General features: G+C 64.0%; 19 protein-coding genes and 1 tRNA gene. 4 read left to right on the plus strand and 16 right to left on the minus strand.

From position 1 onward, the window contains the following. Positions 1-113 precede the first annotated feature (113 nt). Positions 114-1154: a D-xylose ABC transporter substrate-binding protein gene (gene xylF / locus EN818_RS06485; RefSeq protein WP_095804590.1), complete on the minus strand. Its 1041-nt coding sequence runs from the start codon at positions 1152-1154 to the stop codon at positions 114-116. A gap of 264 nt (positions 1155-1418) precedes the next feature. Here xylF and EN818_RS06490 point away from each other — a divergent pair, with 264 nt between their 5' ends. Further along, positions 1419-2660, plus strand: a complete 1242-nt coding sequence (locus EN818_RS06490) for an ROK family protein (RefSeq protein WP_095804936.1) — start codon at positions 1419-1421, stop codon at positions 2658-2660. An 83-nt stretch (positions 2661-2743) separates the two neighbouring features. Here EN818_RS06490 and phoB read toward each other — a convergent pair whose 3' ends face one another. From phoB to EN818_RS06525, 7 genes are all read right to left on the minus strand, one after another. Then, positions 2744-3433, minus strand: a complete 690-nt coding sequence (phoB, locus tag EN818_RS06495) for a phosphate regulon transcriptional regulator PhoB (protein ID WP_010911896.1) — start codon at positions 3431-3433, stop codon at positions 2744-2746. 19 nt (positions 3434-3452) lie between these two features. After that, the gene (gene phoU, locus EN818_RS06500; RefSeq protein WP_095804591.1) at positions 3453-4154 is read right to left on the minus strand and encodes a phosphate signaling complex protein PhoU; all 702 of its coding nucleotides are present in this window, start codon (positions 4152-4154) and stop codon (positions 3453-3455) included. An 18-nt stretch (positions 4155-4172) separates the two neighbouring features. Next, the gene (pstB, locus tag EN818_RS06505; RefSeq protein ID WP_095804592.1) at positions 4173-4976 is read right to left on the minus strand and encodes a phosphate ABC transporter ATP-binding protein PstB; all 804 of its coding nucleotides are present in this window, start codon (positions 4974-4976) and stop codon (positions 4173-4175) included. Then, entirely contained in the window at positions 4973-5824 is an 852-nt protein-coding gene (gene pstA / locus EN818_RS06510; protein WP_095804593.1) for a phosphate ABC transporter permease PstA, read from the minus strand. The genes pstB and pstA overlap by 4 nt, the downstream gene beginning before the upstream one ends. A 3-nt stretch (positions 5825-5827) precedes the next feature. Beyond that, on the minus strand, positions 5828-6814 hold the full coding sequence (gene pstC / locus EN818_RS06515; protein ID WP_095804594.1) for a phosphate ABC transporter permease subunit PstC: 987 nt from the start codon (positions 6812-6814) through the stop codon (positions 5828-5830). Between the two features lie 64 nt (positions 6815-6878). After that, entirely contained in the window at positions 6879-7937 is a 1059-nt protein-coding gene (gene pstS / locus EN818_RS06520) for a phosphate ABC transporter substrate-binding protein PstS (protein WP_095804595.1), read from the minus strand. 479 nt (positions 7938-8416) lie between these two features. Further along, a complete protein-coding gene (locus EN818_RS06525; protein WP_245420280.1) occupies positions 8417-11353 on the minus strand; it encodes a response regulator in 2937 nt (978 codons plus the stop codon). A gap of 863 nt (positions 11354-12216) precedes the next feature. Here EN818_RS06525 and EN818_RS06535 point away from each other — a divergent pair. After that, a complete protein-coding gene (locus EN818_RS06535) occupies positions 12217-12438 on the plus strand; it encodes a hypothetical protein (protein WP_095804596.1) in 222 nt (73 codons plus the stop codon). Between the two features lie 122 nt (positions 12439-12560). Here EN818_RS06535 and EN818_RS06540 read toward each other — a convergent pair whose 3' ends face one another. The 6 genes from EN818_RS06540 to EN818_RS06565 all read right to left on the minus strand — a co-directional run bounded on the left by EN818_RS06540 (position 12561) and on the right by EN818_RS06565 (position 15938). Further along, on the minus strand, positions 12561-12929 hold the full coding sequence (locus tag EN818_RS06540) for a hypothetical protein (protein ID WP_095804597.1): 369 nt from the start codon (positions 12927-12929) through the stop codon (positions 12561-12563). A 258-nt stretch (positions 12930-13187) separates the two neighbouring features. Continuing rightward, positions 13188-14129: a glutathione S-transferase family protein gene (locus tag EN818_RS06545; RefSeq protein ID WP_095804598.1), complete on the minus strand. Its 942-nt coding sequence runs from the start codon at positions 14127-14129 to the stop codon at positions 13188-13190. 23 nt (positions 14130-14152) lie between these two features. Then, positions 14153-14734 carry a VOC family protein gene (locus EN818_RS06550; RefSeq protein WP_095804599.1) on the minus strand — a complete coding sequence of 194 codons (582 nt, stop codon included), beginning with the start codon at positions 14732-14734 and terminating at the stop codon, positions 14153-14155. A 233-nt stretch (positions 14735-14967) separates the two neighbouring features. Further along, a tRNA-Glu gene (locus tag EN818_RS06555) sits at positions 14968-15042 on the minus strand. 87 nt (positions 15043-15129) lie between these two features. Continuing rightward, positions 15130-15543 (minus strand): VOC family protein, encoded by a 414-nt coding sequence (locus tag EN818_RS06560; RefSeq protein WP_095804600.1) that lies wholly within the window; start codon positions 15541-15543, stop codon positions 15130-15132. An 11-nt stretch (positions 15544-15554) separates the two neighbouring features. Beyond that, complete coding sequence (locus EN818_RS06565; protein ID WP_095804601.1) at positions 15555-15938, minus strand: fimbrial protein; 384 nt, start codon at positions 15936-15938, stop codon at positions 15555-15557. Positions 15939-15964: 26 nt separating this feature from the next. Between EN818_RS06565 and EN818_RS06570 the strand changes: the two genes are divergently transcribed. Next, positions 15965-17005, plus strand: a complete 1041-nt coding sequence (locus EN818_RS06570) for an RluA family pseudouridine synthase (protein ID WP_129553681.1) — start codon at positions 15965-15967, stop codon at positions 17003-17005. 210 nt (positions 17006-17215) lie between these two features. Next, entirely contained in the window at positions 17216-18127 is a 912-nt protein-coding gene (rpoH, locus tag EN818_RS06575) for an RNA polymerase sigma factor RpoH (RefSeq protein WP_095804603.1), read from the plus strand. 289 nt (positions 18128-18416) lie between these two features. On the opposite strand, the gene EN818_RS06580 is transcribed toward rpoH, so the two are convergent. Then, entirely contained in the window at positions 18417-19076 is a 660-nt protein-coding gene (locus EN818_RS06580) for a peroxiredoxin (RefSeq protein ID WP_095804604.1), read from the minus strand. A gap of 189 nt (positions 19077-19265) precedes the next feature. Then, the gene (locus tag EN818_RS06585) at positions 19266-19631 is read right to left on the minus strand and encodes a cell division protein ZapA (protein ID WP_095804605.1); all 366 of its coding nucleotides are present in this window, start codon (positions 19629-19631) and stop codon (positions 19266-19268) included. Position 19632 lies beyond the last annotated feature (1 nt).

Consider the following 19632-nt stretch of genomic DNA (forward strand, 5'->3'; position numbering starts at 1 on the left):
ATCCTGCCGGACGCGTGCGCTGCCCGCATGGCTCTTCCCGCCCCGTTGAAGCGGAAAGTCCTTGGCAAACGCCGCGGCTTTTCTCGACCGCGGCGTGCTGTTCGGTCGGCTGGTTAGTTGCAGACCGCGACGCTGCCGGCGGCAACGCCCGCGCAGACCTCGTCCTTCTTGATCCAGCCGGCGTCGATGACGACGTTCAGATTGTCCTTGGTGATCGCGACCGGGGTCAGGAACACCGATTTGACGGTGTTGCCGCCGGGCGTGGTGAAGTCCTTGGCGCCGGGGATGTCGGCCATCTTCTTGCCGTCGGCCAGTTGCGAGGCGATCTCGGCGGCGTTCTTGCCGAGCTCGCGCGCATCCTTCCACACCGACACAGTCTGCGTGCCAAGCGCAATGCGATTGAGCGCGGCGTGGTCGCCGTCCTGGCCCGACACCGGAACGGTCCCAGCCAGCCCTTGCGCGGTCAGTGCCGCGACGACGCCGCCGGCGGTGCCGTCATTGGCGGCGACCACGGCGTCGATCTTGTTGTCGTTGGCGGTCAGGAACTGTTCCATGTTCTTCTGCGCATTGGCAGGCAGCCAGCCGTCGGTATAGGCCTCTCCGACATTCTTGACCTTGCCGCTGTCGATCGCTTCCTTCAGGACTTCCATCGAACCCGAGAACAGGAAATCGGCATTCGGATCGGAACCCGAGCCCTTGATGAAGACGTAGTTGCCCTCGGGCTTGGCCTTGAACACCTCGCGAGCCTGCATGCGCCCGACTTCCTTGTTGTCGAAGGTCAGGTAGAACACGTCCTTGTTTTCGATCAGCCGGTCGTAGCCGACGACGGGGATGCCTTCGTCCAGTGCCTTCTGCACCGCGGGCCCGATCGCCGAGGCGTCCTGCGCCAGGACGATCAGCGCGTTGGCGCCCTGCGAGATGAGGCTTTCGACATCGGTCAGCTGCTTGCCCGGATTGGACTGCGCGTCGGCGGAAATGTATTTGTCGCCGGCAGCTTCGATCGCCGCCTTCATCGCCGCTTCGTCGGTCTTCCAGCGCTCCTCCTGGAAATTGGACCACGAAACGCCGATGACCTTGTCCTTCGCCTCTGCGACCGGGGCCAACGTCATCGACATGGCGACGCCCGCCAGCATGGCGGCTGCGAATTTCTTCATGATATCCTCCCTGCGCCGTGCGTGGCGCGACCTAGTCTGGCCCGAAGGCCGGCACAAGGCTCTTTTTTTCGAGCCTCGAAAAAATACTGATCCAATGGCGGAGTGCTGTCAACTGCGATTCTGAGGGTTTTTGAGCTGACAGCAACTTTTTTTCGGGTTCCGCAATAAATAATGACAGCTTCGCCTGGTTCTGCCACTATCCACACCTGTCACCCGCTGCCCATGTCATCGGAAAGCCTGCGGTGACTGGGAGGAATGCAAACGATGTCGGTGGGAATCCGCCACGACGACCTGCGTCGGCGCAACCGTGCGATGGTGCTTGCGGCCGTGCGCCGGGGTGGGCAGCCGTCGCGCACGGAGATCGCCGCCACCACCGGGCTCAGCCATTCGACCATATCCGCGATCTCCTCCGACCTTATTCAGGAAGGCATACTCGCCGAGAGCAAGGCGAGCGAGGCGGCAGCGCTGAAGCGGGGGCGGCCACAGGTCGGCCTTGCCCTCAACCCCGAGGCGGCTGCGGTGGTCACGGTGGTGCTGTCGCTGAATTTCCTCTCCGTCGCCGTCATCGACTATGCTGGCCAGGTCATCGCCGAGGAGCAGCGCCGCCTCGACACTCTCACCCTGCCCCGCGATGAACTGATCGGCGAATGCACCGCAATCGTCCGGCGCCGGCTGGAGGACCCCGACCTCGACGTCAGCAGCGTCGCCCGCATCGCCATGGGCATCCAAGGCATCACCGATTCCCATGCCCGCTTGATGCTGTGGTCGCCGATCACGCCGCTGACCGACATTGCCTTTGCCGACATACTGGAACAGGAATTCGGCATCCCGGCCACCATGGAGAACGACTGCAACATGATGGCGGTGGCGCTGCAGTGGCGCGAACCCGAGCGCTACCGCGACAATTTCATCGCCATCCTGCTCTCGCATGGCATTGGCATGGGCCTGGTGCTGAAGGGCGAGCTGTTCACCGGCACCCATTCTTCGGGCGGCGAGTTCGGCCACATGATCCACCGACCCGGCGGTGCGCTCTGCCGCTGCGGGCGGCGCGGCTGCGTCGAGGCCTATGCCGGCAACTACGCGATCTGGCGCAACGCCATGCGGATGGGCGAGGATGCCGAGCCGGTCGACATCGGCGACGCCGACATGCGGGCTCTGGCGGCACGGGCACGCGAGAATGACGGCCCGGAGCGCGAAGCCTATCGCCGGGCGGGAGAGGCGCTGGGCTTCGGCCTCGGCAGCCTGTTCGCGCTGATCGACCCGGCGCCGGTCGCCATGGTCGGCGTCAGCGCCGCCGCCTTCGACCTGATCGAGCCGGCGCTGCGCGCAGCCATCGCCCAGACCGCCGGCGGCCAGCATTCGAAGTCGATTTCCTTCGACACCGAGCCGAATGAATTGCCGCTGATCCGCGAGGGCTGCGCCGTCCGCGCGCTGACCTTCGTCGACCAGGAGATCTTCGCGCCGGGCATCCAGGCACGGGCAGGCGCCGGAAAGAACGTGGCGTGAGCCAACGCTGCTTCGATAGATCGCCACCAATGCTGAAGGTTGGCCGGGCGCCCTCGAGGTCGGCATAAGGGTCGCCGCCGGACCTAATCCTCCCTTATCGCGTAGCCCGCCCCGCGAATGGTGCGGATGACATCCGGCATGCGGCCGTTGTTGACCGCCTTGCGCAGGCGCCCGACATGCACATCCACCGTGCGCTCGTCGATATAGATCGTCTCGCCCCAGACATTGTCGAGCAGCTGGCTGCGCGAGAACACGCGGCCGGGATGGCGCATCATGAATTCGAGCAGCCGGAACTCGGTCGGTCCGAGCCGGATCTCGCTCTTCTTGCGGTAGACACGGTGCGATTCACGGTCGAGCACGATGTCGCCGACCTTGAGCACGCTGGACAGCACCTCCGGCTTCGCGCGGCGCAGCAGCGCCTTGACGCGTGCCATGAATTCCGGCGTCGAGAACGGCTTGACCAGATAGTCGTCGGCGCCGGTCGACAGCCCGCGCACCCGGTCGCTCTCCTCGCCGCGCGCGGTCAGCATGATGATCGGCAGCCGCTCCGTCTCGGGCCGCATCCTGAGGCGCCGGCACAGCTCGATGCCGGAAACCGCCGGCACCATCCAGTCGAGCACCAGCAGATCGGGCACGTTCTCCTGCAGGCGGATCTCGGCCTCGTCGCCGCGCGTCACCACTTCGACCTGATAGCCCTCGGATTCGAGGTTGTAGCGGAGCAGCACGCCCAGCGGCTCCTCGTCCTCCACCACCATGATGCGTGGCGCGATCATTGGAAATTCACCCTTGTCGTCAGGCCGCCGGCGCCGACATCTCGTCCTGCTTCGGACGGTTTGCGGGCAATTGGGTGCCGGTCAGCACGTAATAGGCGTTCTCGGCGATGTTGGTCACATGGTCGCCGATGCGCTCCAGATTCTTGGCGCAGAACAAAAGGTGCGTGCAAGCGGTGATGTTGCGCGGATCTTCCATCATGTAGGTCAAGAGCTCACGGAAGACCGAAGTGTACTTGACGTCGATGCGCTCGTCGTCGTTGCGCAGCCTGGCGAGTGCCGCCGCGTCGCCCGCCGCATACTCCTCGATCACGCCCTGCACCTGGATCAGTACAAGCTGCGCCATGCCGTCGATGGAATGCGAGAGGTCGCGCGGCGCGGCGCTGACGCCGACGGTGCCGACGCGCTTGGCGATGTTCTTGGCGAGGTCGCCGATGCGCTCGAGGTCGCCGGCCATGCGGATGGCGCCGACCACATTGCGCAGGTCGTCGGCCATGGGCTGCCGCTTGGCGATCAGGGTGATGGCGCGGTCGTCGAGCTCGCGCTGGCGGGCGTCCATGATGGCGTCGTCGGAGACCACGCGCTGCGCCATCGCATTGTCGGAATTGAGCAGTGCCTTGGTCGAGGCGCCGACCATCGCGCCGGCAAGATCGCCCATGTCACGGATGAGCCGGCTGATCTGGGCGAGATCCTCGTCGAAGGAAGCGACCGTATGGGCCATGATTCATGTCCTCGTATGAGATCAGCCGAAGCGGCCGGTGATGTAGTCCTGCGTGCGCTTCTCGCGGGGCGAGGTGAAGATCTTCTCGGTGCGGTCGAACTCGACCAGCTCGCCGAGATACATGAATGCCGTCTGCCGGGACACGCGCGCCGCCTGCTGCATGTTGTGGGTGACGATGACGATCGTGTAGTCGGCCTGGAGTTCGTCGATCAGTTCCTCGATCTTGGCGGTCGACAGCGGATCGAGCGCCGAGGCCGGCTCGTCGAGCAGGATGACCTCGGGCTTCACCGCCACGGTACGCGCGATGCAGAGCCGCTGCTGCTGGCCGCCGGACAGGCTCTGGCCGCTGGCGTGAAGCTTGTCCTTGACCTCGTTCCACAATGCCGCGCGCTTCAGCGCCTGCTCGACGCGGCCGTCCATCTCGGACTTGCTGATCTTCTCGTAAAGCCGGACGCCGAAGGCGATGTTCTCGTAGATCGACATCGGAAACGGCGTCGGCTTCTGGAAAACCATGCCGATCTTGGTCCTGAGCAGGTTGAGGTCCTGCGAGCGGTCAAGGATGTTCTTGCCGTCGAGCAGCACCTGGCCCTCGGCGCTCTGCTTCGGATAAAGTTCGTAGATGCGGTTGAAGACGCGCAGCAGCGTCGACTTCCCGCAGCCCGACGGCCCGATGAAGGCGGTGACGCTGCGTTCGGGCAGCGTCAGGCTGATATCCTTCAGCGCCTTCGATTGGCCGTAGTAGAAGTTGAGGTTCTTGACCTCGATCTTGGCCTTCTCGACGGCTGCTTCGGCCACGTTCAAATCGGTGGACAACATCGGTTTCATCTGTCCTCTCTGCGTCCGGTAAGGCTGCGGGCGAAGATGCTCAGCCCGAGAACCGTCAGGGTGATTACGAGGGCGCCGGTCCAGGCCAGTTGCTGCCATTCCTCATAGGGGCTGAGCGCAAACTGGAAGATGGTCACCGGCAGGCTGGCCATCGGCGCGTTGAGATTGCTCGACCAGAACTGGTTGTTGAGCGCGGTGAAAAGCAGCGGCGCCGTCTCGCCGGAAATGCGGGCGATCGCCAGCAATATGCCGGTGACGATGCCCGACAGCGCGGCGCGATAGGCGACGGAGCGGATGACGATCCAGCGCGGCGCGCCGATCGCCGTGCCGGCCTCGCGCAGGGCGTTCGGCACCAGCAGAAGCATATCCTCGGTGGTGCGCACGACCACCGGAATCACCAGAATGGCAAGCGCGAAGGCGCCGGCGATGGCCGAGAAATGCCCCATCGGCCGGACCAGGAGCTCATAGACGAACAGGCCGACGATGATCGAGGGCGCCGACAGAAGGATGTCGTTGATGAACCGCACCACCGTGGTGAGCTTCGAGAAGCGCCCGTACTCGGCCATGTAGGTTCCGGCGAGCACGCCGATCGGCGTGCCGACGACGATGCCGATGATCGTCATCACGATGCTGCCGTAGATGGCGTTGAGCAGGCCGCCCGCATCGCCGGGCGGCGGCGTCATCTCGGTGAAGACGGACAGTGAGACGCCGGATAGGCCCTTGTAGAGGAGCGCGCCAAGGATCAGCGCCAGCCAGGCAAGGCCGATGCCGGCCGCGACGACGCAAAGCGTCATCATCACGGCATTCCTGCGCTTACGGCTTTGGTGGAGCGACGTGGCTGTCGACATCGGTCAGGCTCCCGTGCGGCTATCCATGCGCAGCAGCATGTAGCGCGCCATGGCGAGGATCAGGAAGGTGATGATGAACAGGATCAGGCCGAGCCCCACCAGCGAGGACGTGTAGAGGTCCCCGTCCGCTTCCGTGAACTCGTTGGCGATGGTCGCCGAGATCGTCGTGCCCGGCGCGAACAGCGAGGCGCTGATGCGATGGGCATTGCCGATGACGAAGGTGACGGCCATGGTCTCGCCGAGCGCGCGGCCAAGACCGAGCATGACACCGCCCATGATGCCGACGCGGGTGTAGGGGATGACGACGCGCCGCGTGACCTCCCAGGTCGTGCAGCCGATACCGTAGGCCGATTCCTTCAGCACCGCCGGAACCGTGTCGAAGACGTCCTTGGTGATCGAGGTGATGAAGGGCAGCACCATGATGGCAAGGATCAGCGCCGACGTCAGCAGCCCGATGCCATAGGGCGGACCGGCGAACAGGCTGGAGAGCCCCGGCACGTGGTGGAACAGGTTGATGATGAAAGGCTGCACCGTCGTCTGCAGGAACGGCGCGAAGACGAACAGGCCCCAGATGCCGTAGATGATCGAGGGAATGCCGGCGAGCAGCTCGACGGCGATGCCGATCGGGCGCCTGAGGGGGCGCGGGCAGAGCTCGGTCAGGAAGATGGCGATGCCGATACCGATCGGAACGGCAATCAGGATGGCGATCGCCGCGGTGACGACGGTGCCGTAGATCGGCGCCAGAGCGCCGAAGTTCTCCTTGACCGGATTCCAGGACTCGGTCGTCAGGAACGAAAAACCGAACTTCGACAGCGCCTGCCATGAGCCGGCAAAGAGCGAGATGGCGACGCCGCCCAGGATGAGCAGCACGAGGACGGCCGAAAGGCGCGTCGCCGTGCGGAAGATCACGTCGGTAAGGGCGAAGCGCCGGACCGTTGCTTCCCTGGTCCGCATGGCGGCCGACGTCATGGCTTCGGAAACGGCTGTCATCTAGCCCCTCGCATTTGGAAAGGAGAAACGGGAGGGCGCCGGAAGCGCCCTCCTGTTCCGGAAATTACATTCCCGAGTAGAGCGGCTTGCCGTCGTTGTCGACGATGTCCTTGCCCCACATCTCCTCGACGCTCTTCACGACCGCATCGGGCATCGGGACATAATCGAGCTCCCCAGCCATGTCGTCGCCCTTGCCGTAGGACCAGGCGAAGAACTTGAGCGCTTCGGTCGTCGCCGCCGCATCGTCGGGCTTCTTGTAGACGAGGATCCAGGTGGCGGAGGTCATCGGCCAGGATTCGGCACCTGCCTGGTTGGCAAGGATCACGCCGTAGCCCGGCTGCGAGTTCCAGTCGGCGTTGGCCGCGGCAGCCGAGAAGGCCGCTGCGGTCGGCTCGACCTTCTTGCCGTCCTTGTTGACCATGTCCGTATAGGTCAGCTTGTTCTGCTTGGCGTAGGCATATTCGACATAGCCGATCGCGCCGCCGGTCTGCGACACGTTGTTGGCGACGCCTTCATTGCCCTTGGCACCGATGCCCACCGGCCATTCGAGCGCCTTGTCGACGCCGACCTTCGACTTCCACTCGGCGCTGACGTCGGCCAGGTAGTAGCTGAAGTTGAAGGTGGTGCCCGAGCCGTCGGAACGGTGGACGACCGCGATTGCCTGGTCGGGCAGCTTCAGATCGGGATTGAGCTTCTTGATCGCCTCGTCGTTCCAGTTGGCGATCTTGCCGATGAAGATGTCGGCCAGGGTCGGGCCGTCGAGCACGAGCTCGCCCGGCTTGATGCCTTCGAGATTGACGACCGGAACGATGCCGCCCATCACCATCGGGAACTGCGCGAGCCCGGTGGACTCCAGTTCATCGCCCTTCAGCGGCGCGTCGGAAGCGCCGAATGTCACGGTCTTTGCCTTGATTTGCTTGATGCCGCCGCCCGAGCCGATCGACTGGTAGTTGAGACCGACGCCGGTCTCCTTCTTGTAGGCATCGGCCCACTTCGCGTAGATCGGATAGGGGAAGGTGGCGCCGGCACCCGAGATGTCCGCGGCCCAAGCGGCGGACAGGGTGAGCGTGGACGCCGTAGCCATTGCAATCGCAACGGCCGCCGAGCGGATGAAATGTCTCATGTGGCCTGCTCCTGTTCAGAAATATTGTCTCTCGGCACCGTCGTCTGCCGGCGCCCGCCGTGGCCAATAGCTTCCGATTATTACAGTCGCATGACAGTTTCGTGTCAGCGCGATAACGTCCGCACGGCGGCGCCCGCGCCATTCCCACGGCCCAGCCAAAGTTCGCTTCCAGAATCAGTAACTTGCGTCGCCTTTGAAGAAAAATTTATTCCGGCGGCCGGTCTGCGGCCGCCGGAATAATAAAAACCGGGCGAGAGCGCGTCGCATGAATGCCAGAGCGTGTCATGGCCAAGCCTTCGCCGAAAACAGGTCCGTTGGGGTAGAGTCGACGCTGTTTCTTGACCGGCGGTCGCTGCTCCCGCCCGTAACCGAAAGGCGGAATCGATGCAGCCATTGTCCAGACTTGGTGCTCGCTTGGTATGGTGCGATCGCACCATACGCATACGTCAACCTCGCGCGACGGTCGGCGAGCCGCGTTGTTAGCCGGCGCTGCGCCGCGCTTGCTCGTCGTTGTCCAGCCAACGCTCGAGCTTCTCGAGCAGCGCGCGCGGGCTGATCGGCTTCGGCAGGTAATCGTCCATCCCGGCCTCGAGGCAACGCTCGCGATCGCCCTTGAGCGCATGCGCGGTGACGCCGACGATCGGCACATGCGTGTCCGTCTCCGCCTCGAGCTGCCGGATGGCGGCAGTCGCCTCGAGGCCGTTCATCTCCGGCATCGACAGATCCATCAGGATCATGCGCGGGTTGAGCCGGCTGAAGGCATCGATCGCCTTGCGTCCGTTGCCGACGATCTCGAATCCATAGCCGGTCTCGCCGAGGATCTGCGTGAACACGAGCTGGTTCACCTCATTGTCCTCGGCAACGAGAATATCGAGGCCGGTTTCCCCATTGGTCGGGCGCGGTCGGGCGCGGGTCGGCGGCGGCTGCAGCAGGGCGCGGTCCGAGGCCGCCTGCGCCGCGGAGGTCTGCGAGCCGGGTCCCGCCGACATCGGCGGACGAGTGCCTGTGCTGTGGCGGTGACGCTGGATGGTGGACACCAGCGTCTCAAGCAGGATGGAGGAGCGCGCCGGCTTGATCAGCTGCGCATCGATGCCGAGGTCGCGATAGCTCGTGTTGGCAAGCGACTGGTCGACCGAGGTCAGCATGATGATCGGGGTATTGGCGAGGCCATCGTTGTTGCGCACGATCCGCGCCGTCTCCGCGCCGCTCATGCCCGGCATCTGGTAGTCGAGCACGATGCAATCGACCGGCACGCCATAGGCGGCGGCGGCGATCAGCACCTTGAGGCCTTCGGCGCCGCTTTCCGCCGCGCAGGAATCGAATGTCCATGAGGCCATCTGCTCGCTGAGGATCGACCGGTTGACGGCATTGTCGTCGATGATCAGCACCCGCGCGCCGGTCACGTCCACCGGCATGACCCGCTGCCCGCCCTGCTGCATGGCGCGCGGCAGCGTCACCGTGAACCAGAAGGTCGAGCCCCTGCCTTCGGCGCTGTCCACGCCGATCTCGCCGCCCATCAATTCGACCAGCCGCGAGGTGATGGCAAGGCCGAGGCCGGTGCCTTCGTGCCGTCGCGTCGATGATGTATCGACCTGGCTGAACTTCTCGAACACCAGCTTGAGCTTGTCTTCCGGAATGCCGATGCCGGTATCGGTGACCGAGATGGTGAGCCTCGTCCCCATTGGCACGGGCTCGCCGGTGACATCGACCAGGACATGGCCTTCGTCGGTGAATTTCACCGCATTGCCGAGCAGGTTGGTGACGATCTGCCTGATACGGCCGACATCGCCGATGAACTGGCCGTCGAGGCCGGGCTGCACGCGCACGATGAGCTCGAGATCCTTCTCCTTGGCGCGCGTCGACACCAGTGTCGCCACGTCCTCGATCGCCTCAGCGAGATTGAACGGCGCCGGGTCGAGCACCAGCTGGCCGGCGTCGATCTTGGAGAAATCGAGGATGTCGTTGATGATCGTCAGCAGCGCGTTGCCCGACTTGACGATGATGTCGGTGAAGGTCTTCTGCTTCGGATCGAGCTCGGACTTGGCCAGCAGTTCTGCCATGCCGAGCACGCCGTTCATCGGCGTGCGGATCTCGTGGCTCATATTGGCCAGGAATTCCGATTTGGCGCGGTCGGCGAGCACGGCGCGCTGCCGCGCCTCGCTGAGCTCCGCCTCGCGCTGCTTCAGCTCCGTGATGTCGGTGGTCGATCCGATCAGGTAGAGCGACCCGTCGGAAGCAATCATCGCGCCTTTGCGCGCGAACTGGTGCCGCACGCTGCCGTCCGGCAATGTCACGGTCTCCTCGGTTTCCTGCGTCTCGCCGGTGCGCAGCACCGCTAGATCGCTCGCCACGAAGGCTTCGCCGTCCGGCCCGAAGATCTCGACATCGGTCCTGCCGATCGCCTCGTCCTTGCTGAAGCCGGTAAGGTCGCACCAGCCCTGGTTGACGTAGAATTGCCTGAGGTCCGAGCGCTTGGCGTAAATCGACACCGGCACGTTGTCGATGAGGCTGCGGAACACCTCGTTCTCGCGCATGCTTTCCTTGAGCGCCCGCTCTCGCGCCTTGACCTCGGTGATGTCGGTGCTGGAACCGACCAGGTGCACCGTGCCGTCGATCGCCACGAGGCGGCTTTTGCGGGTCATCAATTGCCGGACCGTTCCATCGCGATGGGTGACCGGCTCCTCGACCTCCCGCCCCTTGCCGGTGGTCATGACCTCGGTATCGTCATGGCTGTAGCTTTCGGCATCGTCGGTGCCGAACAGCTGGCGGTCCGTCTTGCCGATGACGTCTTCCTTGGCGATGCCGGTCAGCGCGCACCAGGCCTTGTTGACGAACTCGATGCTGAGGTCCTCGGCCTTGATGAATGCCGCCACCGGCAGCTCGTCCATGACGTGCCGGTAGAGATCGGTCTGGCGCATCGAATCGTGCAGCGCCTTTTCGCGGTTTTTGATGTCGGTGATATCGATATAGGAAATCAGCCGCTTGCCGTGGGCAAGCGGTGCCAGCGATGCAATCAGCGTGCGGCCGTCATTGCGCGGCAACTCCCTGGAGCCCGTCGCGCCGGCCGTGATCTCGGCCTCACGCTCGGCAATGTGGCGCTGCCAGGCCGCCTCCTCGGTGCCGTATGGGTCGGCATCGCGGGTCGCCTCCATCAATTCGCGGAAAGTGCAGCCAACCATGGCGCGACGCGGATCGACCTTCCAGAAATCGTAGAAGGCCCTGTTGATGATCTCTACCTTGAGACTGCCATCGAGGACGATGACCCCGATCGGCATCGAATCGACCATCAGGCGAAGATCGGTGAGTGCCTGCGAAATGCCGGCTGCGTGCTGTTCATGGGCAGGGCACACCACTTCCTTGCCGCGCGGAAAATCGCGCGTATCGCTCGCCCCGAACGTTTCGTCCCTACCCGCCATTCCCACCCCCAGGCTGATCCTTCCGGGTCCGTCGGCGGAATGTGCCCGACAAGCATTAACGATCCGCTAACCTTAACGATTCGCAACCAGACACGCGGCCGCTCGTTTCGGACGCAGGTCTGACCGGCTGCGATAATCGGTCCGTTGGCGCGGCAGCCGTCGCCGGGTTATAAGATGCGGGGGGTATGCTTATGCTTGGTCGATTGCTGGCTTTTGTCTTGTGCCCGGCGCTGCTTGCGGCAAGCGGTTGCGCCCGCAGCGACGACGGCACGGTGATTATCCCCAAACCGCTCGACGTCAGGCGCGTCTGGGACAAGGCCCCGCCGGGAGCGGCTCCTCCAAGTCAGACGGCCGCGGATGTGTTTCCTCAGCCGCCGCCGTCTCCGCCGACGACTGCGGCTCCCCGCAGATACTTCAAGCCGTCAGCGGGAACGCCTTCCCTGAACCAGCAAGATGCAGCTTCCGGGCCGCAGAGGTCGCTCGCCTGCAGGAACGTCAGCGAACCCGGCAAACGCTATCGCGTCGTGTGCAAATAGCTCTCGTCGTGTCTTCGTCATCCTGAGCCGGAGCAAGCAAGCGATGCGAAGCGGCTTCGGCGCAATGCGATGTTCCCGAACGGTGAGACTGTGGCCGCCCGTTCCTGCGCCCGGCTACGGCAAAATCGCGGATAGACCGTTTGTATAGCTGGCGCGCCATGCCGCCTGCGATAGAATGAACCATTGCTTTTTCATGTCTGATCGAGGCGCGCCGAAGGGCGCTGCCGTTTCGGTTCGCAGCCGCCCGGGCGCGCCTGCGGTCACGGACGGCTGATGAAACCATTGGCAGGCGTTTGACGTTATCGGCGGAACGCAAGGAGACCGAAGATGTCCATTCACTTCACCGTCTCTGGCCTGACCAGGAACCTGATCCATTCCCTTGGGCTGGATCACGAGCGCACGCCGAGACATCTGACGCCTGAGCAGAACCTTTTGCTGGAATGCTATCTGGCCGGGCAGATTCCGGATTCGGCCTGGAACGACTATGTCTACGAAATGCCGGAGCTGGGAAAGCACGTCGTTGCGCGGCGTTCTGGCAAAAGCGCGTAGCGGTTCTCCATCCGGCATCACGCAAAAAGCAAAGACTTGGAGCGGACCGGTTCGCCTGCGAAAAGGCTGGCCCGCTCTTGTCGATGCCGGGTGTGCCCAGGCCGGAACGGCGCCTTGCGTGACTACTGCTTCGGCGAATTGAACTGCAGAGTGAAGATGTTGCCGGCAATCCCCTTGGCGAGTGCCGGCGAGAAACTGAGCGGCAGGCAATTGCGCAACGCTGTCGTCGCCGCATCGACATAGGCTTGCCGCGCCTTGTCGTCGCCGCTGACCTTGATGGCGGTCGGTTTCGGCGGACCGATCAGCGTGCCGTCGCGCTTGAAGCTGAAGCTCAAGGTGACGGAGGCTGTGCCGGAATTGGCTGGCGGAGTCCAGCAGGCCTGTAGCGCGGTGCCCACCTCGTTCATCGTGTTGAGCGGTGCGGCATTCACCGGAATAGCAGGCGCCAGCATCACGCCCGCGATCGCCAGGATTCTTGCCATGCTTGTCATGACGGGGCCTCGTCGCTTTCGCCGCTCGCCTGAAGGTATGGTAGGTCCAACCAGAAGGATGACAATAGGCTTCAGCCGGGCGGCGGCAACAAATCCCGTCGTCGCGATTGCCGTAGCGCTCGCCGGAAAAGCAAAAGGTCGGCAACGAGCCGACCTTTCCCTTGGCCTCGGCGCTGCGCCAGTACATCCGTGGTCGCAGCGAGGACCACAACACTAGACAGGGTTTTGGTTAACCAATCCTTAACCCGTCCAAGCGCGCTACGCCCCGGCCTGAGCCTTCACATGGGCGATGTAGGCGCGCACGTCGCCGGCCGGCTCCGCATAAGCCTTGCCGAGTTTCTTCTCTATCGCGGCCATATAGTCTTTCGCCCATCCTGGCAGCTCGTAGTCGACCACGGCCAGGAATTCGAGCGTCGCCGCCAGCCGGATGTCGGCGATCGAGGGATTGCTGCCGCCGATGAACGGCTTGCCGTCGCGGAAGAAGCTGTGGAACACCTCCAGCGGTTCGGCGATCGCGGCCAGCGCCGCCTTCTGCGCCTCCGATTTCTTCTCCGGATGTGCGTCGCTGTGGCCGACCTCGCCGGCATATTGCGGGAAGCCCAGCGCGGGATAGGTGGCTCTAGCCACATAGGGATAGAGCGTGCCGACGAGATAGAACATGGCGCTGTCGACCATCGCGCGCTTGGCCGGCGCCTTCGGATAGAATTTATCGAGCCCATGCTTGTTGGCGAGGTACTGCATGATGGCGCAGCTTTCCCACAGCACGCCGCGCGGCAGGCCCTTGTCCTCGATCATCGGCGTCAGGTGCGCCGGGTTGCGCGCCAGGAATTCCGGTGAGCGCGTCTGGCCCCAGGCGTCCGTCTCGGAATGGTCGAGCCCGGCCGCGCGCGTGAACACCCGCACCGTCATGTTGTTGACGCTCGGCCGCAGCATGCTGAGCTTGACCGTCGGTTTCCTTGCCGGCTTCGCTTTAGGCGCGGCCTTGGCCGTCGTCTTAGGCGCGGCCTTGGCCGTCGTCTTAGGCGCGGCCTTGGCCGTCATCTTGGGTGCGGCTTTCGCCGTCGCTTTGGGTGCGGCTTTTGCCGCTGCCTTTGCGGCCGGCTTGGCTGACGCCTTGGCGGCGGCCGCTGTCTTTGCTGTGCTCTTCGCCGCCGGCTTGGCGACGGCCTTCTTGGTTGCCTTCGTTGCAGCCTTTGCCATCTTTCGTCCTCCCTCTGACCTGTTCAGTATGGGTTTTTCGCCGCCCGCTCCTCGGACAAAGTCGCGCGCGACCGCTCGACCAGCGCCTGGATGGCGTCGGCAAGGTGCACTTCGGCTATTGCGTAGTCGCCGCGCCCGACGCGGATCTTGTGCGCCTCCATCAAGACGTCGGCATGGGTGAAGCTGGCCGGCGGCTCGAAGCGGTAAGAGGCCAGCTCGATCAAGAGCCCGAGCGGATCCTCGAAGTAGATCGAATCCATGAAGCCGCGGTCCTTGACGCCGCTATGCTTGATGCCGCGCTCGTCGAGCCGCGCGACCGCCTGCAGGAACGTGACCCGCGACACCGAAAACGCGATGTGATGGACGCAGCCGATGTCGGTCGGCGTGCGCCGCTTGACCGGCGTGCGGCTCTCATCGGTGAAGATCGTGATCAGCCGCCCGTCGCCCGGATCGAAATAGAGGTGGCTTTCGCTCGCCTTGTCGAGATTGGGCTGCTCGAAGATGAACGGCATGCCGAGCACACCTTCCCAGAAGTCGATGGAAGTCTGGCGCCCGGCACCGACCAGCGTGATGTGATGGACGCCCTGCGACTGCAGCTTCTGCATTGGCTCTCCTCCCGGGATCGCTCGCCCGTGTGCCGAACGGAGTCCAGCCCGCACGAGCGCGCCTCGTCAGCCGTCTTGCGAATGCATAGCCGCCCGCCGGCTTGTTCCCTTGCGCCCGGTGTCGTGCAAAGCTGTATTGCGCCCCAGGCTTGCTGATCTGATGCTAATTCAATCGGCGGCATTGCGCCAGAAGCGGCAATGGCGGCTTGCTCGACATTTGAAGGAGAGGAACTTGGTACGCCCAAGGGGAATCGAACCCCTGTTCCCGCCGTGAGAGGGCGGTGTCCTGACCGCTAGACGATGGGCGCGCTCAAGAACCGGCTACATAGGCTGGCGGCAGCGAAAAAGCAACTGGGGTTTCGGTCCGCTTCGCGCAGTTTGCCCAACGGCTTGGCTTAGCCCTGCCGTTTTGGCTCGATCAGGTCCCAGAGATTGCCGTAGAGATCGGCAAACACCGCGACCGTGCCATAGCCCTCATGGCGTGGTCCCTCGCGGAACTCGACGCCTTTGTCGAGCATCGCCCGATGGTCGCGGGCGAAGTCGTCGGTCTCGAGGAAGAGAAACACCCGGCCGCCGGTCTGGTTGCCGATGCGGCTCGCCTGCGTTTCGCCGGACGCCTGCGCCAGCAACAGCCGCGCGCCGTTACCGTTCGGTGGCGAGACGGTGACCCAGCGCTTGCCGTCGCCGAGGTCGACATCCTCGGTCAGCACGAAGCCCAGCCGCTCGACATACCAGCCAACCGCTTCGTCATAGTTCCCGACGACGAGCGCCACGGTCGCAATGCTGCGGCGCTCTGCGAAGGCGCTCATTTGTTGCGGGCTCATTTATTACGGATTGGGAACTGGCCGATCATGCGGCGCTCGGCAATGTCGTAGACGAAGATCGCGCGGCTGCCGTCGGCAAGCTCGGCATCGATCGACAGCCGGTTGCCGGAAAGCGACTGACCGGCCACCTTGGCCCCGACCGGCAGCACGATGTCGCCGGAAAGCGGCGCGCCCGCCGGAGCCTGGATCTCGCCGGCTGACTCCGAGCCGGCCCCAGGCGCGTTGCGCGCTTTGTAGACAAGCGCCCCGATCACCACCATAAGGGCAAGAAACAGCAGCCCGAGATTGACGATCATGAAGCGGATCAGCTTCTGGCGCACTCTCTCGGCCGCGGGATCGAGCGGCTTTTCCTCTTCTTCTTCGGCGATCGGCCGGGCCATGGCTAAACAATCCGCAACGGGTTTCGATGAGCGCTCATAACGAAGACACCCCGATTTTGATAGGGGGCGAAGCAGTGGAACTGGAAGCCGGAGCCGAAGCCGCCGGCCAGCGCCTCGACCAGTGGCTGGCCTCCAGGCTTGGGCCCGACATCTCACGCAGCCGCGTCCAAGCCTTGATCAAACAGGGCGCGATCTCGATCGCCGGCAAGCCTGTCGAGGAAGCCAGGCGCAAGATGGCGGCCGGCGAGCGTGTCCTGGTCGTCTTGCCCGATGCGCAGCCGGCCGAGCCGCAAGGCGAGGACATTCCACTCGATATCCTGCACGAGGATGAGGAGTTGGTCGTCATCAACAAGCCGGCCGGGCTGGTCGTTCATCCCGGCGCCGGCAACTGGACCGGCACGCTGGTCAACGCGCTGATCCATCACTGCGGCGACAGCCTCTCAGGCATAGGCGGCGTCAAGCGGCCGGGCATCGTCCATCGCCTGGACAAGGAAACCAGCGGCGTCATGGTGGTGGCCAAGACCGACCGCGCCCACAAGGCTCTGTCGGAAGCCTTTGCCGATCATGGCCGCACCGGCGATCTCGAGCGCGCCTATCTGGCGTTGGTCTGGGGCATTCCGCAGCGGCCGGCCGGCACCGTCGACGCGCCGCTCGGCCGTGCCGCCGACCGGGTCCGCCGCGCCGTGGTTCCCGCAGGCCGCGACGACGCCCGCCACGCCATTACCCATTTCACGGTGGTCGAGCGCTTCGGCGAGCAGCAGAAGACCTTCACCACGGCGAGCCTCGTCGAATGCCGGCTGGAGACCGGCCGCACCCACCAGATCCGCGTCCACATGGCCCATATCGGCCACCCGGTCGTCGGCGACCCGGACTACGGCCAGGCCTTCCGCACCAAGGCCAACCGGCTGCCGGAACCGCTGAAAGGCGCGGTCGGCGCATTTCCAAGGCAGGCGCTTCACGCGTGGCTTCTTGAATTCCGGCATCCGGCCACCCATCTAACGATGAGGTTCGAGGCGCCGATGCCGAAGGACATGGAGGAACTCGTCGGCGGCTTCCGCAAGCTCTGAACCCGCCTTCAAGACGCTTCAAACCAGCCATCAAAAAACCTGACTGGCGTTGTTCACTTCAGCGTGACACACTGTTTCGTGTTGAACAAATGCCTGTCTTTTCTGGTTTTGTTCCTATATATACCCGTTGCCGCGAGTGAGCCTTTGGCATTCGCGACGCATGCCCGCCGCATCGCGGGGGCATCACTCCAATAGAGAGGGGGCGCTATCATGGCCCAGTCATTACCCAGTATTGTTTCCGGTGAAGGCGGTCTCGCCCGTTACCTGGAAGAAATCCGCCGCTTTCCGATGCTGCAGCCGCAGGAAGAGTACATGCTCGCCAAGCGCTACGCCGAGCATCAGGACACTTCGGCCGCGCACAAGCTAGTCACCAGCCATTTGCGGCTCGTCGCCAAGATCGCCATGGGCTATCGCGGCTACGGCCTGCCGATCGGCGAGGTCATCTCGGAAGGCAATGTCGGCCTGATGCAGGCCGTCAAGAAATTCGAACCGGAGCGCGGCTTCCGTCTCGCCACCTATGCCATGTGGTGGATCAAGGCCTCGATCCAGGAGTACATCCTGCGCTCGTGGAGCCTGGTCAAGATGGGCACCACCGCCAACCAGAAGCGCCTGTTCTTCAACCTGCGTAAGGTGAAGGGCAAGATCCAGGCGCTCGATGAAGGCGACCTCAGGCCCGATCAGATCGCCGAGATCGCGACCCGCCTCAATGTCTCCGAGGCCGAGGTCGTGTCGATGAATCGCCGCCTCTCGGGTGACGCTTCGCTGAATGCTCCGATCCGGGCAAGCGAGGGCGAGTCCGGCGAATGGCAGGACTGGCTGGTCGACGATCACGACAACCAGGAAGAGATGCTGATCGAGCAGGACGAACTGGAGAACCGGCGGACCATGCTTTCGGGCGCGCTGTCGGTGCTCAACGACCGCGAGCGGCGCATCTTCGAGGCACGCCGCCTCGCCGAGGAGCCGCTGACGCTGGAAGAGCTGTCGGCCGAGTTCGACATCAGCCGCGAGCGCGTGCGCCAGATCGAGGTGCGCGCCTTCGAGAAGGTCCAGGATGCGGTCAAGGCAGCGGCCAAGCGCCAGAGCCAGGCGCTGCGCACCATCGAGGCGCAGCCGGCGGCCTAGGCCTCGGGATCGCGTAGAATACGAAACGGCGGCGCCAGGATCTGGTGCCGCCGTTTGTGTTTGTGCAACGCTCGCGATTGGCCGAGGCAGCGGTTCCAGCCCTTTTTCCCCGTCACTATACGAGGAGACATGTCCGGCAGGACAATGAGGGGCAGCGCCGATGCCTCGAGGTTGTCCTACCAGGGCCGCGGTTGCGTCTGAGGATATTGGCGCGGTGATCGCCGAACGCCGCGCCGCCCCTCATCCGCCCTTCGGCACCTTCTCCCCGTGGAACGGGGAGAAGGAAAGCTCAAGCCGCAGGCTGCTTGGTCTTCCTCAGATACGGCAGCACCGTCTCATAGGCGCCGAAGCGCTTGACCGCATCTTCGTCGGAGACGGCGGCGGTGATGATCACGTCCTCGCCCTGCTTCCAGTTGGCCGGCGTCGCCACCTGGTGCTTGGCCGTCAGCTGGATGGAATCGACCACGCGTAGGATCTCGTCGAAATTGCGCCCGGTGGTCATCGGATAGGTCAGCACCAGCTTGATCTTCTTGTCCGGCCCGATGACATAGACCGAACGCACGGTTGCGTTGTCGGCCGGCGTGCGGCCCTCCGAACTCTCGCCGGCGCCGGCCGGCAGCATCTCATAGAGTTTGGCGACCTTGAGATCGCGGTCGCCGATCAGCGGATAGTTCACCACCTGGCCGGTGGCCGTCTTGATGTCGTCCTGCCACTTGCCGTGGCTTTCGACCGGATCGACCGAGATGCCGATGATCTTGACGTTGCGCTTTTTGAATTCCCCTTCCAGCCCGGCCATGGTGCCGAGTTCGGTCGTGCAGACCGGCGTGAAGTTCTTCGGGTGGCTGAACAGCACCGCCCAGCCGTCGCCGATCCATTGATGGAAATTGATCGTCCCCTGTGTCGTCTCGGCCGTGAAGTCCGGCGCGATATCGTTGATGCGAAGGCTCATGACGTGCTCCCTACCCTTGTGACAAATCGCCGGCATGGCCAACCCCACCGGCGCGGTTGCCGTTTTATACCGCCGGATGGCCCGGTTCAAAAGGCCTGTATCAGCAAGCGTGATCGGGGTCGCAGAAAATCTTCGTCTTTTCCTGGAAAAGACAGCTGAAATTTCCGCAGTGAAGGCGAGCGGCTTACTTTAGGCCTTCTTCAGCGCCAGCGTCGCCGCGAGATCTTCCATGCGCTGGGCCAGCGCGGCAAGCGCCGTGGTCAGCACGCTGTCGCTCTTGTCCGCCTTGGTCAGCGCCTCGTCGCGCGTCTTGCGCAAGGTCAGCACTTCACTCTCCATGCCCTTGACGCGCTTGGCGAGCTCCGACAATTCGTCCATCACCATGATGCCGGCCATAACCGTCAGCCGCTGGTCGCCGATCTCGCCGAAGGAATCCTTCAGATGCGCGACATAGCGGTCGAAGCGCTCGGCGAGATCGATGAGATGCTCTTCCTGGCCCTCGTCGCAGGCCATCCGATACTGCTTGCCGTCGATGGAAACCGTGACCTGTGCCATT

The sequence above is a fragment of the Mesorhizobium sp. M3A.F.Ca.ET.175.01.1.1 genome (assembly GCF_004791945.1).
In the GTDB taxonomy this organism is placed as follows: domain Bacteria; phylum Pseudomonadota; class Alphaproteobacteria; order Rhizobiales; family Rhizobiaceae; genus Mesorhizobium.